This is a genomic window from Parabacteroides sp. PF5-9 (assembly GCF_029893105.1).
Taxonomy (GTDB): Bacteria; Bacteroidota; Bacteroidia; order Bacteroidales; family Tannerellaceae; genus JARXWG01.
Genome location: NZ_JARXWG010000031.1, coordinates 1 through 15,810, shown reverse-complemented (window position 1 = coordinate 15,810; position 15,810 = coordinate 1). Strand labels below are relative to the sequence as shown.

The following is a 15,810-nucleotide window of genomic DNA, read 5'->3' as shown; positions in this document are numbered from 1 at the left end:
ACAAGAATAACGCTCCATTTTAACGGCCTATTTGCATGAATAATATCGATCAAACAGTCTTATCCTGTTTAAAACAGTATATTTGTATTTAATGCGTCCTCTGAATACGTTTAATACATATCAAATTCAATAAATCTCAATGTTTGAATCATCCTCTTATCATAAAATCGTCCTTTCTTTGGGATCAAATGAACATGCTGTCGAAAATATCGAAAAAGCCAGACAGCTGTTATCTGATCGGTTCGAAAAGATTCGGTTTTCCCAAGCGATATATACGGATCCTATAGATATGCCGGAAAACAGTCCGCAATTTATTAATCAGGTAGCTATTGCTTACACGATGAAAAATCCAGAATCAATCAAACCTATCATCAAACAAATCGAACAACATATAGGAAGAAATGCAAATGATAAAGAAAAAGGAGTTATACCGATTGACATCGACTTGTTGCAATGGAACGACCTTATACTAAAACCCGAAGATATGCAACGAGATTATGTGACGGAAGGTTTACATTCGCTCAGTATGGAGTAAAGCCTTTTGCCTTGTCGTTCATTGGAATAGGCTGGAAGCAAAAAGGATTCTCTTTTTTCAATACAGCCGGAAGTAAACGGTTGATCCATTAAACTGTTGCAAGCCGAGATCATCGCTTCATCCGTATCCGCCACACAGCATAAAGATTCTAATCCACTACCATTCACCATCAATTGATTGACGACAATATGACGCCCGGCAAAAAGGCTGTTGAGCAATTTAAGCTTCAATCCGGTATCCTGGAAGGTGATCAGCATATGAATCTGAGCGTTTTTGATCAGACTATCCATACGTTCGGAAGAGGGATTAGCCTCTATACGAATATGCGGGTAAGGTTGGGCTGCTTGATATATACGTTTTGAAGGATCCATTCCGGCAATAACACACGTATGCGACAACCGGCAAAAAACATTTCTGATCAGATAGATTACCGCTTTCTCATTCTCCACCACCGAGAGTTTTCCATGATAAAGGATAAAATCAGACGCTCCCGGTTGAATAGTCATGAGATCATTCGCATGAAAACTCGGCATAAATTCAATCCGATTTTCCGGAAATATTTTTTGCAAATACGTTGTATCGGTGGTAGAAACAACCAATGATAAATCCGCTGCAGCAATGACCCGCTGATAAAATTTGAACCTGAATGCTTCAATCCAGAAAAAACATTTTTTTATCACACTGTTTTCTGAACGAGCCAGGTAGCTATAATAGTCGTGTTCTATATTTGATTCGCGATAAATCTTAAACCGTTTTTTTAATTTTGGATGATTCAGATAATAACAGGTGTGTAAACCTTCGAAAAGAATAGGATACTCATTCTTCAACAAATTCTGCAAGAGTTCGGGATCTTTCCGGCTATATACATTATAAGGTAAATAGGTGATATTTGAGCACAATCCGGTACGACGTTGGTAATAATAGACCTCTTCGCAAACCTCAGCCAGTTCGGGTGCTGCCGGTCGTTCATACACAAAACAGTGTAAAATGATCTTTACACCGAGTTGATGTAATGTTTTTAATTTATAATACACATCTATAATCCCCCCATAATTAGGTGGATACGGGACATTGAACGAAACTATATTAATGCAAGGTCTTTCCATATTTATCTGGTCTCTTTTACCTCTTTAAAGCGATTCTCTTCCGTCAGGCGATCAAATAGTGTTGCAAATTGTCCGGCCTGAGTTTCCCGAGAGTATAAACGCAGTATTTCTTTATCAACCAACGATTTTGTAAAACCATTCTTCTGCCACTCCCTATAATAATGAAGTAAAAACGCAACAACTTCATCCACATTTCTTGCAGCCAGACCACCTTTCGTTTCATGAAGCATATCAGCTAATAAACTCTCATCACTTCGCACACACAATATCGGTTTTTCAACAGCTAAAGACTCAAAGAATTTAGTTGTCAGAATCCCTTTGGGACCATTATCCGTTGCTTTATTGGTCAGCAATAACAAGACAGAACTATGGTTCAATATTGTAGGTATTTGCGATGCCGGAACATATCCTTTATTCTCCATAAAAGCGATCACTCCGGTTTTTTCTGCTTCTTTTTCAATAAATTGCCAGGATGTTTCGTCCACATACCAATGCACCCGGCATGTATCAGACGTGATAAGACCCTCTTGCTGCATTTTTTTCAATGCTTCAAAAAATAAAGAGGGATCCCGCATCGCTGTACTGTAGATACGTCCTGTATATGTAATAATAAACTGCTTGGTCTTTATTTGTTCGGCATAAAAAAGTGCCGGATCATACCCATTATAGATCAAATCTATATTCGAATTGTATGGCTTTAATGCATCGACGTGCCAGGGAGAGACTGTCGTTACATAATCGGCACGAATAAGCACTTTGTTTCTTATTTGTAGATTTTTACGTTTAAAAATAGCAGTAATCAATTTATCCAGACCCCAATAATGCGGCAAGCGATGTGTGATAAATTCATTTTTAGGATATTGTTCTATAATATCCCGCAAATCAACAACTAATGGCAGGTTACGTTCTTTGGCAGCCTTCAGGGCTACGGTCAGTGGGAAAGTTCGGTATGTACTACATAAAACAAGATCAACTTTATTATTCCGAACATATTGCCGTACCATTTTCAGCATTTTCCGGTCTTTATAACCAAACAAAAAATCTAAAATGAACGTATAAAACCATTGTCGCTTTTTGCCCTTCTCCGTCTTAGCCGGATAATAATCGACATAGACATAGTCATTGCTACCTATCTCTTCCGATAAAAAAGTAAACGTATGATCATCGATCTTTTCCGTAACGACCATCGACTCCCAGCCACTTTGGGGAAGATATTTACATAAATACCCCATACGCGGTCCGAATGCCGGAGGAAAAAGATCACAAATGATCAACACTTTTTTAGTCATAATAAACCGATTATCTTCTGAGCAGCATTACCTGTACCATATTCATTGATATCCCTTCTTTCCAGTTTGTTATTTAAACAACGAAGAATCTCTTTCGTTTTATATCCGGCAAGTTGGTTCCAACCAGACTCCACCGTCTCACCCCATTCCGTCTCTTCGCGTAATGTGATACATGGTGTATGATGAAAATAAGCCTCCTTTTGCACTCCTCCCGAATCTGTCAGGATTGTTAAGGCATGTTTTTCTAACATGACCATATCCAAGAATGATAATGGCTCGATCAACACAATCCCCGGTTGGTTCTGGATCGATTTCAATTGATTATAACGTTCCAGGTAACCGCGGGTACGTGGGTGAAGAGGCAAGACTACCGGACAATCAACCGTGCCCATTTCCCGCAGAGCTGTAAAAATCTGACGCATACGCTCCTCTACATCCGTATTTTCTGCCCGATGAATGGTACATAAACGATACCTTTTCCGGTGAATATCTAAACGAGATAAGATTTGAGAAGAGTTGTCAGCTATACTTCCAAATGTTAATGCCGCATCATACATCACATCACCCACATGATGAACTCCATCACGTATTCCTTCCGCCACCAGATGCCGAACCGCCTCATAAGTCGGACAAAACAATAAAGAGGACAACCGATCGGTAAGTATACGATTGATCTCTTCCGGCATCTGCCTGTTGAAACTACGCAAACCGGCTTCCACATGAACGATCGGCACATGTAATTTCGCTGCTGCTAATGCACCGGCCAATGTCGAATTCGTATCTCCGTAGACCAATACATAATCGGGTCTGTTCGCTATCAGGATTTTCTCGATTTCAATCAACATCTGACCGGTCATCTCTCCATGAGTCCCTTTCCCACAATTCAGTTGCCATGTAGGAGTCGGTATCCCCATTTCATGGAAAAAGACCTGACTCATATTGGTATCATAATGCTGTCCGGTATGCAGAATCTGTTCGTTAATCAGCTTCTTTCCTTTTTCATTATGTTTTAAAATGGCACGACTAACCATTGCAGCCTTAATGAATTGCGGACGTGCACCGACTATCGTTATTATTTTCATTTATTGTAGTTCATTTAGTATATTCATATACAACAAGCGATGATAACTCCCTGAATCCTCTGATAAAACAGCATTATGCCATAACAAGACCAGTTCACCTCCCGTATGTTTTACATGGTTAATCAGCTTTATACCGTATTCAAATGCTTCATCATAATTCAACCCCATATAACGATCCAACGTACAATCCATTATCAGTAAAGGATGTAATGTCAGTGGAGAGAGCCGGCGTGTAACCGGATTGATCCACCGAACCGGATAAGTTGTTCCCAGTCTAAATCCTGCAACATCCGCATATCCCATTGTAAAATCATCGGTTATTCCGGCGGCTTCCAGATGAAGCATATCTTCCGGTTCGCGACAGGCAAGAAAATGATGACGATTCAAATGAACACGCATCTCCCTTGCTTCTTCCAGTTTCTTTTTCTCTTCAGCAATAAGTAGTGGTTTCAATCCGGCCTGATAACTGCTGTGCAAACCTATTTCCGCACCCAAGGCTTTAGCCTGTCGAATAAGCGATTGAATATCACGTCCCTTCAGATTATAAAAAGGTTTATCCTGTTTGGTTCGCCCACCAGCTTTGAAGAAATAAATCGACTGAACCTTTTTCTTTCCCACCCTCTTCTGAAGATTTAATTGCAACTCTTCTATCCAAGGGAAGGTATAATACGGATCATTATCTTTTGCTCCCCATCGGCCTTTGATCGATGAGATCAATCCTCTACCGTCTAATAAGGAACGAATAAATCCTTTCCGGGAACGGTATAAAAAAGGAGCATCAATATCATGTGTCAAATAAATCTTTCTGACTTCTTGTTTGATCTCACGAACCGGAATATGCGTTTCCTTCAACCAACCCCGTATAAGCAGTCGATATTCATCCACTACAGGACGATCGATAAAACCGGCTCTGTAGGGTAAGGATTCTTTTCCGGGAAAACGTCCATGTTCATCCCTGATTTCACGCCGAATCATCTCTTCATAACGAGTTATCAAAAAATAGGTACTGGCTATCAGATCCGCATGAACAATAATCGTATCACCTATACGCTCCAGCATCGATGAACCGAATAAAAAAGGAACACCTTCTATTTCCTGTAGGGGTAAACGCGGCAACGAATCAACATGCCCGTACATCTCCTCAAAAAAACCGGAAGGGATAATTACAATATTATAGTGATGGAATAAACTGCGATCAGCCGTATACCCGATTGCCGGAACGAGATTGCCGGAAACATCATCTCCTAACAGGAAACGTATGATATATTTTATGACATGATCCATTTAAAAGAGACGTTTCAATTTTAGCCAGCCTTTATGTAATAAACTAAGTTTTCCTTTGGTTATTGCAAAATAAGGCGTCTGTATTCCTCCGAATTCTCTAAAAAAACGTTCCACACCCGGAAGCATTGAACCTTCAAAATCAAATCGACCACTTACCTGAGATGCATATCGGATACATTCCCACATCACCAAACTATGTGCGCCTGAACCTCTCAAAACAGAATCACCTCCACCGGCAATATAATAAGCAGTACTTTCCTGCCAAACCATAAAGACAGCAGCATGCAAACGCCCTTCGGCATCATATCCACCCCAGATATCTCCTTGTTGGCGCTCACGGGTAGTGGTTATTAGTGATGTCAGGATCTCTTTATTTGGCAGAGAAGTGATCTGTTGACGTTCAAATGATTGCTGATTTATTTTCAGAAAGTCCTCAACCGGAACTCCTTTTCTGACTGTAATATGATATTTTTCACGTGCTTTCGTGATATTTCGACGCGTCTGTTGACTCATCTCTCCCCATAAGCGATCCGGATCGGAAAGATCGTTTAACAAATACGTATAACGAGTAGTTTGCTGAAAACCAGCCCAATAAAATGGAAGCCAATCGGTTACCGTATAATGAAATTGTTGAAAAAAATAAGGATACGCCTTCAAAGCCTCAATAAACACTTTACAGAGTTGTTGGCGTCTGCCCAATCCTGTTGCATACTTTGTATCTTCCGTCTCCGGGGCAAACCAAGGTCCCATTGTTTGGGTAAACCAAGGCATCGAGACTACCTTCTGATACGGAATATAAAGGGGCAGTGCTGCCTGCATCCGCCCCTCTTGTTCGATCAGTAATACTTCCCAATTCGCCTCTCCACAAACAATATCCAGCCACCAGTCTTGTGAAAAAAGCGGAATACTTTTCTCCGTACTACAAAATGTACGGTAAGCCGCTTTATTGAACTGGCAACCAATCAACGGTTCATTTGATGAAGAAGCTAAGGTAGGCATATTATTTCTTCAACGCTTTAAATATCAAATCCGACAATTCTTCAGCCAACTCCGGATTATCAGCTACACATTGTTTGGCTGCATCCCGGCCTTGTCCCAGTTTGGTATCATTATAGCTGTACCAAGAACCACTCTTCTTGACAATATTCAGTTCAGTTCCCAAGTCGATAATTTCTCCCGACCGGGAAATACCTTCCCCAAACATAATATCAAATTCAGCTTTCCGGAATGGAGGAGCCACTTTATTTTTTACGACTTTTACGCGAGCCTGATTACCCTTTACCTCATCTCCGTCTTTCAACTGACCGATACGGCGAATATCTAAACGAACCGATGCATAAAACTTCAAGGCGTTCCCCCCGGTAGTTGTTTCGGGATTACCAAACATCACCCCGATCTTATCACGTAACTGATTGATAAAGATGCAGGTCGTATTTGTTTTATTAATGGCAGCAGTTAATTTACGAAGCGCTTGCGACATCAGACGAGCCTGCAGTCCCATCTTACTATCTCCCATCTCTCCCTCCAATTCGGCTTTTGGAGTCAAAGCCGCTACCGAGTCTATCACAACAATGTCAATTGCCGAAGAGCGAATCAATTGTTCGGCAATCTCCAACGCCTGTTCTCCACTATCCGGTTGTGATATATATAGTTCGTCGATATTGACCCCCAGTTTCTCCGCATAAAAACGGTCGAATGCATGTTCCGCATCTACAAATGCAGCAATCCCCCCGGCTTTCTGTGCTTCAGCAATCGCATGAATAGCCAATGTTGTTTTACCGGAAGATTCGGGACCATAAATCTCAATCACCCGACCACGAGGGTATCCCCCCACTCCCAAAGCAGCATCCAGACCGATAGATCCACTATGTATAACCTCTACTTGTTCGATATTTTCATCGCCAAGTTTCATTATAGAACCTTTTCCATAGTTCTTTTCAATTTTATCCATTGCCGCACGCAATGCTTTCAATTTATCTGCATTAACTGCCGGCTTATCTTCTTTTTCCATATGATCTTTTCTAAGATTTATAAATTAATTATTTTTCAAGTATCTGATTAGCGTGATCTTTTGTCTTTATCTCTTTAGGACCGATAATTTTCTCGATCAGTCCCTCTTCATTAATAATAAAAGTCGTGCGTTGCGTACCCATATACTTACGCCCATACATACTTTTTTCGATCCACACCCCGAACTGTTGCTGTAAAGAGGTTTCCGTATCGGCGATCAAGTCAAATGGCAAATCATGTTTTTCAATGAAACCTTGATGTGATTTAGCGCTATCTTTACTCACTCCTACCACCTCATATCCGGCTTTACGAAGTTCTTCATATCCATCCCGCAGACTACACGCTTCTGCCGTACATCCGCTGGTATTGTCTTTCGGATAAAAATAAAGCGCTAATTTTTTCCCTTTAAAATCACTCCGTTTAATTTCTTTTCCGTTTTGGTCTTTGCCCAATATATCCGGGACTTTGTCTCCTATTTCCATCATATATATCTATTCTTTTTTAGAAATGATCATCACATCCTGAAAATCCAATGCATCCGGACTATACGACCATCGTCCGTAATGTACCGAATCGATTTGCATACCGTTTTTCCGGATCAGCGCCTGTAAATACTCCTCATCAAAAGCAATATTTGCCTCTTTCACCTTTTTATCCATCAGGCTATATCCTTCAAACGTATGTTTGAAATTAAATTGTGTATTCCCTGCAACCATTCGTTCTTTGATCTCCGGATTAATCAGAAAAAAAGTAGCCAGACATTTTCCTTCTTTTTTCATCACAGAAGCGATCTGCCCCAAATAGTTATCGACATCTTCAGGCATCATGTGCGTAAAAACCGAAGTCAGTACAACACAGTCGAATGAATTTTCGGCATAAGGAAAAACAAAATGTTTTGCTTCCTCTTCCGTACTTAGGTTATATAAATCGTTTTTCAGGTCGATATGTTTGAATCTGAACCGGGGATAGTTGGAGGATATCTTTTTCTCACACCAATCGATCCCTTTTCGCACAATATCAAAACCCTCATATGATCCTTTATCATCCAGATATCCGGTAAGCGCAACAGCCAAGCGACCGATGCCACACCCGACATCCAATACCCGGCTACCGGGTGTTAAACCGGCATAACGTTTCAACAGATCCAGGATATGAAGCCCTTGTGTTCTGAAATCACCGGCTCCGATAAAAATCATCCCCCGAGGAGGTATCATCTCCCCTCGCTTTCCTGCAATTCCCTCGTACAGATCAACAGGGAAATAATAGACCCTTCTCGCCACAAAACGCAACGAAGGAGGTAGTGCATAATACACCTCGCGTAATAACCCCATCCCTATTTATAGTTCCAAATCTACGTTAAACAACTCATGCCAGGGCAACCCTTGTTCATTCAGTTCTTTCATAAACGGATCCGGATCAAATTCTTCCACATTCCAGACCCCCGGCTTTGTCCAAAGTCCTTTCATAAACAGTTTGGCTCCAATCATTGCCGGAACTCCGGTGGTATAACTGACAGCCTGTGCGCCTGTCTCTTTATAGGCGACTTCATGACTGCAATTATTATACACATAATACGTCTGTTCTTTCCCCGCTTTCAATCCACGTATCCGGCATCCGATCGAAGTCTCACCGGTATAATTTTCACCCAAATCGCCCGGATTAGGTAAAACAGCTTTCAGAAACTGAATAGGGACAATCTCTACCCCATTAAAGAGAATCGGATCGATTCGATCCATGCCTATATTCTGTATGACACGTAAATGAGTCAGATACTCTTGTCCAAATGTCATCCAAAAACGGGCACGCTTGATGGTCGGATAATTCTTCACCAGACTTTCCAACTCTTCATGATACATCAGGTAAGACTCTTTAGGTCCAACGTGCGGATAATTCAACGGCTGATGCACCGACAACGGATCGGTCTCTTTCCATTCGCCATTTTCATAATATTTTCCACGTTGAGTAATCTCACGAATATTTATTTCCGGATTAAAGTTTGTCGCAAAAGCCTTATGATGATCACCGGCGTTGCAATCGACAATATCCAGATATTGGATTTCATCAAAATGATGTTTATCGGCATACGCCGTAAAAACCCCGGTCACTCCCGGATCGAATCCACAACCCAGTATAGCTGTTAATCCGGCTTGTTCGAAACGTTCTTTATAAGCCCATTGCCAACTATATTGATATTTCGCTTCGTCGAGCGGCTCATAATTGGCCGTATCCAGATAACTGACCCCATAAGCCAGACAAGCGTCCATGATAGACAAATCCTGGTAAGGCAACGCTAAATTAACCACCAGATCCGGTTTGAATTCATTAAAAAGAGCAACCAATTCGGCGACATGATCCGCATTGACTTGTCTGGTTTGAACGTTGACCGCTTTTATATCCTCAGCAATTTTATCTGCTTTTTCTTTTGTTCGGGTGGCGATCATTATATCGGTAAATACATCCGCATTCATCGCCATTTTTTTCACAGCAACGGTACTTACACCTCCAGCACCGATAACCAATACTTTTCCCATTTACTCAATCGATTTAATCTTGTTAGTATCCTTTTTATTACGTCTAATAAATAAGCAACAAATATAAGATTAATCTTTGAATAAACAGAGTGAGTAAACTAAAATCCCTTGTCAATAGACAACTCTGTTTGAGGTCGGCCAAAATGGACCAGGTTACAATCTGTCAGTTTTAGCACTTTGTCAGTTTACCCCCTTCGAGATTCGTCTATTTGACATACATCACGAAACCATCCGCAAATAACGTCTGCATTTGCAGTTTATTTTTACAACAAGCATTGATTATCATTCTCTATACCCTATTATTTTCTGTCTTAAAAAAGAGGTGTTCTGTAAAAAAACAACCGATTTTAAGTCCGTCTTTTCAACTGTTCCTAATCCCTTTCTAAATTTATCTAAATGATTTTTAAAATGATATAGATGACTCTCCAAGGTCATCTGCATCATTTACGGCTGTCATCCCAATCAATATCCGGGACAACCGAAAAAAACAATCAAAAACAGTTCGTTTTTTGCCAAAAATAGTAAAAAAAGCCTTCTATTTGACTCAAAATGGGCAAATAGCGAGTTAGCAAAAAATAAAATTTTAGAGAATTAAGTCACAGACCAGCCTGTTTTTAGAACAAAATAACATTAACAACAGGGTGTAAATTTATCGATTTACCTACAGATTTATTTAAAATATGAGTAAAAGCGTGATTCAAAAAGTGTAAGAATTGAAGGTTTTCCAAAGGCCAAATCCCGCAGGGATTTAATGTGCATAACCCCGGGTGAAGAGGAGCGTAGCGGATCGACCCGGGGTATATAATGAGTGTAACAAACGAACGCCGAAGGTGTTCAATCATCTGCGGTTCAACACCTATCGGCGTTGATTGGAGAGTAGTATCTATTCACCCCCGGGTCGATCCGCTACGCTCCTCTTCACCCGGGGTTATGCACATTTAACGCCTGTGGCGTTCGCCTTCACTATCTTCACCTTTTCTTCCATTCAAATATGGATCAATCAGCTTCAATATCAACCCACATGAAGTCAAATAAAAGATTTTTCGATTAAATTCAAAAAAAATTGCAACAACTCGAGTAAATAGCTACATTCGTAGCCAATAAACCGATACAGAATCACTCAACTTCAAACATCTTTTACTTTATGAAAATCAAATTATTAATCATTGTACTTATGGGCATATATTCGGCTAATCAGCTAAAGTCTCAAAACGCACCAATTCTCTTATTTCCGAATGGTGCACCGAACGAACAAACTCCGTTAATAGAAAAGGCTGATACAGACGGAGGTAAAACCGGTGGACAAACAGTACTCCGTATTACAAATGTCGGCGAACCGACAATTACCATCTATCCGGCTTCCGATGAATTGGCCAGTGGAGCGGCCATGTTGGTCTGCCCGGGAGGAGGTTATAATATATTAGCCTACGATCTGGAAGGCGACGAGGTGTGTGAATGGCTGAATAGCCTAGGCATCACTGCGGTCTTATTAAAATACCGTGTGCCCCGGCGGGAAGGTTTAGAAAAACACGAAGCACCATTACAAGATGCACAGAGAGCTTTAGGATATATACGGTCACATGCAGAAGAGTTGAATATCGACCCGCAACGAATTGGCGTGATGGGCTTTTCAGCCGGTGCACATCTCTCTGCGATGTTAAGTAATAGTCCGGAACGTACATACCCTGCCATTGATGCGGAAGACAAAATAAGTTGCCGACCTGATTTTTGCCTCTTAGTTTACCCCGCTTATCTGGATGGCGAACATTTTCAACTTGCCCCAGAAGTCAAAGTATCAGCTTCCACCCCTCCCACCATGCTTATACAGGCGGAAGATGATAAATCATATATCAACAGCAGTCTGTTCTACTATTACGCCTTGAAAGAAGCTGACATTCCGGCTTGGATGCATCTGTACAGTAAAGGAGGTCATGGATATGGATTGCGTGATACGGGCGCATTTGTCAATGAATGGCCTGACAGGGCGGAAGATTGGTTCAGAGAGATTGGAGTCGTCGATTAAACAGGTCTACACCCGGCAATTCACTTTGACCTTATTTGGCGGTATTTTCATCTTAAAACATACATAAAATCTAAAAATATCGAATAACAATACACATTTAGACGTTTTTTGTAAAATACCTAAATAGCTATTCTTTTTCTGTCAAATAAGAGAAAAACAGAACATAAAAAAAACGTTTTAAGGATTGTTTTATTCTGCTAAGATGACTTACTTTGCATTAGTTAAATAGGGAATAAGACCTATTCATAACTGAAATTGTGGATTATGACGTTCGGGCCTGTGAAGGTCTGAACGTTTTTTTTTGGGGGGGAAGGGCAAACTTGTTTTCAGACAAATAACATTACGGTAGAAAGTATAGTGACTATAATAATGAAATTGCGATAAATCTTTTCGGGCACTTTTTTGACAAAATAGATTCCTATTATCGCACCAATAATCATAAAAGGAATAGAAATAGTATTCAAAAATAAAGTTGTTGTGGAAATATTTTCCCAAACAAATATCTGCAAAGGGAGTTTCAAGTAATTGACCAATAGAAAGAACCAGGCACTCGTTCCGACAAAACTATATTTAGGCAAACGCATGGACAACAGATAGACAGCCAGAATTGGCCCTGCAGCATTGCCTATCATCGTTGTAAAACCACCCATCAATCCAAATAGCGGTGCATACCACCAAGTCGAGAGGAGTTTACTTTCCGTCTTTTTCCACTCCATCCACAACATCACCCCTAAACCAATAAAAATACAAACAGCCATCAAACGTCGGAATTCATCAGCCGGTATCAATTTGTCAACAGCTATGGCCAGAAAAAAACCGGCAATAGCGGCAGGCAAAAGCTTCCAGATATAGTTCCATTCCGCATTCCGACGATAATAAATCACTGCAATCAGGTCTGAAAAACATAACATCGGCAGGATTAATCCTGTAGATGGTTTGGCGCCAAAATTAATCGCCATCAATGGGATGGTAAGCAACGTAATTCCCTGTATGCCGGTTTTCGACATACCGATCAACAAAGCACATACGAAAAGCAGTATCCAGTCGTATGGTGTATTCATCCAATAAGATAACTCCGGCATCCTCTTCTAATTCTGTTTCGTTTTAAAACCGCCGCAAAGGTACTTTTTTTACTCTTTCAAAATTAAAAAAACGACTTATCCACATCGGTTATAACGTTTTCCTTGATTTTGAATGTGGGAATATCGTATTGTTTTTACCAAGAAAAGTACTAAGTTTGCATGCAGACAAATAAAAGCGCATTATATGGAAACAAAGTTTGTGATCTCAGAAGTACTCAAAAAATCATGGGAATGCACAAAATCCCAATTAGGTATTCTGATTGGGCTGTGGATTGGCTTTTTAATTTTAGGTACTTTACTGGGATTCACTTCCATTGCTTTACGAGACTCTATAGTCGGTATGTTCATTTATGTTATTGCATCTATGGCATTTTCCTTTGCATTCATCCTGGGATATATCAAAAATATTTTTCAGGCACTTGATGGAATGGAACCGCAATTTTCGGCCTATAGCCAACAGGCACATAAAATTGTACCTTTTTTTGCAGCAAGCCTGATCGCTTGTGTTATTGTTAGCATCGGATTTGTTTTTCTGATTATTCCCGGATTTTATCTTTACTATCGGCTAATGTTTTTCCCGGCCTTCATTATCGAAGAAGATGCTGGTGCCATAGAGTCATTGAAGAAAAGTTGGGAAATCACACGAGGGCAGGTATTACCTCTATTCACCCTTTCATTAGTCATGTGTGGCATATGTTTACTTGGCTATATATTGCTTATTGTCGGTGTTTTTATAGCGATACCACTGATTTATATGATGTATGCAGAAACGTTCCGTAGATTAAATGTACCGCCAACTGTTATTGAAGAGTTATGAGCCGGAATTACCGAATAAAAGATATTGCAGAGATGGCCGGGGTCTCGACAGGGACTGTTGACCGTATCCTGCATAATCGCGGAAAAGTATCTGAAGAGGCACGTAAAAAAGTAGAAAAGGTATTAGAAGAGATTAATTATCAACCCAATTTAATTGCCCGTTCGCTTGCACTGAAAAAAGAGTACCATTTTTACACCCTTATCCCTTCTTTCAATCAAGGAGAATATTGGGAAACTTTTTGTTTGGGGGTAAAAAAAGCAGAACAGGAGTTGTTGAGTTATAATGTATTTGTACATAATCTCTTTTTTGACCAATACGATAAAAGCAGTTTTGATGAATTGGTAGACCAGGTTGCTCAAGCCGAAGACTGCCAGGGAGTCGTCATTGCTACATTATTTATGGACAGCGCCCTTCATCTGGCTCATCTTCTTGACGAACAAGCGGTACCGTATGTCTTGGTCGACGCCTATATCGACCAGACCAAATGTATCTCGTATTACGGCACGCACTCGCATGATTCGGGATATATCGCTGGCAGATTATTATTGGGACAAATAGAGGAAGATGACGATATCGTGATCTTCCGTTTTATCCGTAAAGGTGATCTCTATTCGACACAGGTGCAAAAAAGAGAGAAAGGATTCCGTGATTATCTGTTGGAGAATCATTATAAAGGTAAAATTCACCCGATAGCGATTCACGCCGATGATCAGGAAAACAATACAATCCTATTGGATCAATTCTTTGAAACACATCCGCAGATTAATGCCGGGATCATATTCAACTCCCGCGCACATCTCTTGGGGAACTATTTTTCCGAAAGACAGCCTGAGAAACAATTCAAGCTGATCGGTTATGACGTGATCGATGAAAATGTATATTACCTCAACAGTGGGCATATCACCCATCTGATCGCTCAACGACCGGAGGTACAAGGGGTCAATTGCATCAAGGCACTCTTCCGTTATCTCGTACTGGAAAAATTACCTCCACCGATCAATTATATGCCGATTGATATCTTGGTCAAAGAAAATATTCAATATTATAACAACTATATCTAAAGGGAGACTATCTCCTACTTAATCTACGATTATCTCTATAAATTTTATACTAAATATTTTTTATTATGAAAACAGATCTTTATACAAAAAGCGTTTTAACAATCATTGCAGTTGCGTTGGTGTGTTTAGTGATTCAGAATTACAATGTTGTTCCTCAGGCAAATGCTGCAGAACCTCAATCGGTAAACAGAAGATTGCCACAAAAAAATGAAGAGGCAGTGGTTTCAGTACCCAGCCGGACGACTCCCCAGGAAACAGAAGCGGCAGCAAACGGCTATTCGCGATACCGGGAAAGTACGTCATCGACTACCGGAAATCAGAGTAATGCTCAAAATGCTTCTTCACAATACCGGACAAGTATCAATAGTGTGGAAAGTGCACCGCAAAGTCGGAGCAATGCGAATACACAACGTTCGACAACTTCTGAATATCGGACAAGCTTAGATAATATGAATGAGGATCGTTCGTCAACACAATACCGGAACAATAGTTCACAGAGAACGACTACCACCTCATCCAACTCTGAGTATCGGGCAAGAATAAGCCTGGATCAACCGGAAGTGATCGAATCGATACAGCGTGGTCAACAGCAGCATGTAGTCGTCGATGTGAATATCAAAACGATAAACGGAGTCGTCCCTAAAATGGTAAGAAGAGGTGGCGAATTTGTTTTGGCTGTAACTAATATCGATGATTATTAATTGCATATATTCAAAAGAGGGTGTCCAAAAAGTACATCTTATCTTTAAGTGGTAAGCAGTTACCCCGCGAGGGATAAAAGATGCATACCCCCGGGTGAAACCCGGGGCAGGTAATCATTACTATAGAACCCCAAAGAGGGTTCAACCCTTATCAGGGTTGATGCGAATGCGTTTGATGACCTACCCCGGGTTTCACCCAGTCATGTTCGGAAGAAGTTTGTCGTTTTTTACGAAAGTATATATTTCTTTCTGTTATGGATAACTAGGTAGTTATCAACAAAAAAAGCCC

The 15,810-nt window shown here is 40.5% G+C and carries 15 protein-coding genes; 5 read left to right on the top strand and 10 right to left on the bottom strand.

What is annotated here, in order from left to right:
* Positions 1-139 precede the first annotated feature (139 nt).
* Positions 140-535, top strand: coding sequence for a 2-amino-4-hydroxy-6-hydroxymethyldihydropteridine diphosphokinase (locus tag M2135_RS14395; protein ID WP_280749223.1), 396 nt, complete (start codon positions 140-142; stop codon positions 533-535).
* On the opposite strand, the gene M2135_RS14390 is transcribed toward M2135_RS14395, so the two are convergent.
* From M2135_RS14390 to M2135_RS14350, 9 genes are read right to left on the bottom strand one after another with little or no spacing between them, the layout of a single operon-like run.
* Complete coding sequence (locus tag M2135_RS14390; protein WP_280749222.1) at positions 496-1,641, bottom strand: glycosyltransferase family 1 protein; 1,146 nt, start codon at positions 1,639-1,641, stop codon at positions 496-498. The genes M2135_RS14395 and M2135_RS14390 overlap by 40 nt on opposite strands.
* Before the next feature lie 2 nt (positions 1,642-1,643).
* Positions 1,644-2,930 carry a glycosyltransferase gene (locus M2135_RS14385; RefSeq protein ID WP_280749221.1) on the bottom strand — a complete coding sequence of 429 codons (1,287 nt, stop codon included), beginning with the start codon at positions 2,928-2,930 and terminating at the stop codon, positions 1,644-1,646.
* Positions 2,927-4,012: a UDP-N-acetylglucosamine 2-epimerase (non-hydrolyzing) gene (gene wecB, locus M2135_RS14380; protein ID WP_280749220.1), complete on the bottom strand. Its 1,086-nt coding sequence runs from the start codon at positions 4,010-4,012 to the stop codon at positions 2,927-2,929. The genes M2135_RS14385 and wecB overlap by 4 nt, the downstream gene beginning before the upstream one ends.
* A complete protein-coding gene (locus M2135_RS14375; protein ID WP_280749219.1) occupies positions 4,013-5,296 on the bottom strand; it encodes a polysaccharide deacetylase family protein in 1,284 nt (427 codons plus the stop codon).
* Positions 5,297-6,295, bottom strand: coding sequence for a GNAT family N-acetyltransferase (locus M2135_RS14370; protein ID WP_280749218.1), 999 nt, complete (start codon positions 6,293-6,295; stop codon positions 5,297-5,299).
* Position 6,296: 1 nt separating this feature from the next.
* Positions 6,297-7,307 (bottom strand): recombinase RecA, encoded by a 1,011-nt coding sequence (gene recA / locus M2135_RS14365; RefSeq protein ID WP_280749217.1) that lies wholly within the window; start codon positions 7,305-7,307, stop codon positions 6,297-6,299.
* 28 nt (positions 7,308-7,335) lie between these two features.
* A complete protein-coding gene (gene bcp, locus M2135_RS14360) occupies positions 7,336-7,788 on the bottom strand; it encodes a thioredoxin-dependent thiol peroxidase (RefSeq protein ID WP_280749237.1) in 453 nt (150 codons plus the stop codon).
* Between the two features lie 9 nt (positions 7,789-7,797).
* Positions 7,798-8,637 carry a class I SAM-dependent methyltransferase gene (locus tag M2135_RS14355; protein ID WP_280749216.1) on the bottom strand — a complete coding sequence of 280 codons (840 nt, stop codon included), beginning with the start codon at positions 8,635-8,637 and terminating at the stop codon, positions 7,798-7,800.
* 6 nt (positions 8,638-8,643) lie between these two features.
* Positions 8,644-9,837 carry a saccharopine dehydrogenase family protein gene (locus M2135_RS14350; RefSeq protein ID WP_280749215.1) on the bottom strand — a complete coding sequence of 398 codons (1,194 nt, stop codon included), beginning with the start codon at positions 9,835-9,837 and terminating at the stop codon, positions 8,644-8,646.
* Between the two features lie 1,144 nt (positions 9,838-10,981).
* Here M2135_RS14350 and M2135_RS14345 point away from each other — a divergent pair.
* Positions 10,982-11,860: an alpha/beta hydrolase gene (locus tag M2135_RS14345; protein WP_280749214.1), complete on the top strand. Its 879-nt coding sequence runs from the start codon at positions 10,982-10,984 to the stop codon at positions 11,858-11,860.
* A gap of 326 nt (positions 11,861-12,186) precedes the next feature.
* Here the strand turns inward: M2135_RS14345 and M2135_RS14340 are convergent, their stop codons facing one another.
* Positions 12,187-12,942, bottom strand: a complete 756-nt coding sequence (locus M2135_RS14340) for a sulfite exporter TauE/SafE family protein (protein ID WP_280749213.1) — start codon at positions 12,940-12,942, stop codon at positions 12,187-12,189.
* Positions 12,943-13,126: 184 nt separating this feature from the next.
* On the opposite strand from M2135_RS14340, the gene M2135_RS14335 reads away from it, so the two are divergent.
* The 3 genes from M2135_RS14335 to M2135_RS14325 all read left to right on the top strand — a co-directional run bounded on the left by M2135_RS14335 (position 13,127) and on the right by M2135_RS14325 (position 15,521).
* The gene (locus tag M2135_RS14335) at positions 13,127-13,759 is read left to right on the top strand and encodes a hypothetical protein (protein ID WP_280749212.1); all 633 of its coding nucleotides are present in this window, start codon (positions 13,127-13,129) and stop codon (positions 13,757-13,759) included.
* Complete coding sequence (locus tag M2135_RS14330; RefSeq protein ID WP_280749211.1) at positions 13,756-14,820, top strand: LacI family DNA-binding transcriptional regulator; 1,065 nt, start codon at positions 13,756-13,758, stop codon at positions 14,818-14,820. The genes M2135_RS14335 and M2135_RS14330 overlap by 4 nt, the downstream gene beginning before the upstream one ends.
* A 65-nt stretch (positions 14,821-14,885) precedes the next feature.
* Positions 14,886-15,521: a hypothetical protein gene (locus tag M2135_RS14325; RefSeq protein ID WP_280749210.1), complete on the top strand. Its 636-nt coding sequence runs from the start codon at positions 14,886-14,888 to the stop codon at positions 15,519-15,521.
* Positions 15,522-15,810: the final 289 nt, after the last annotated feature.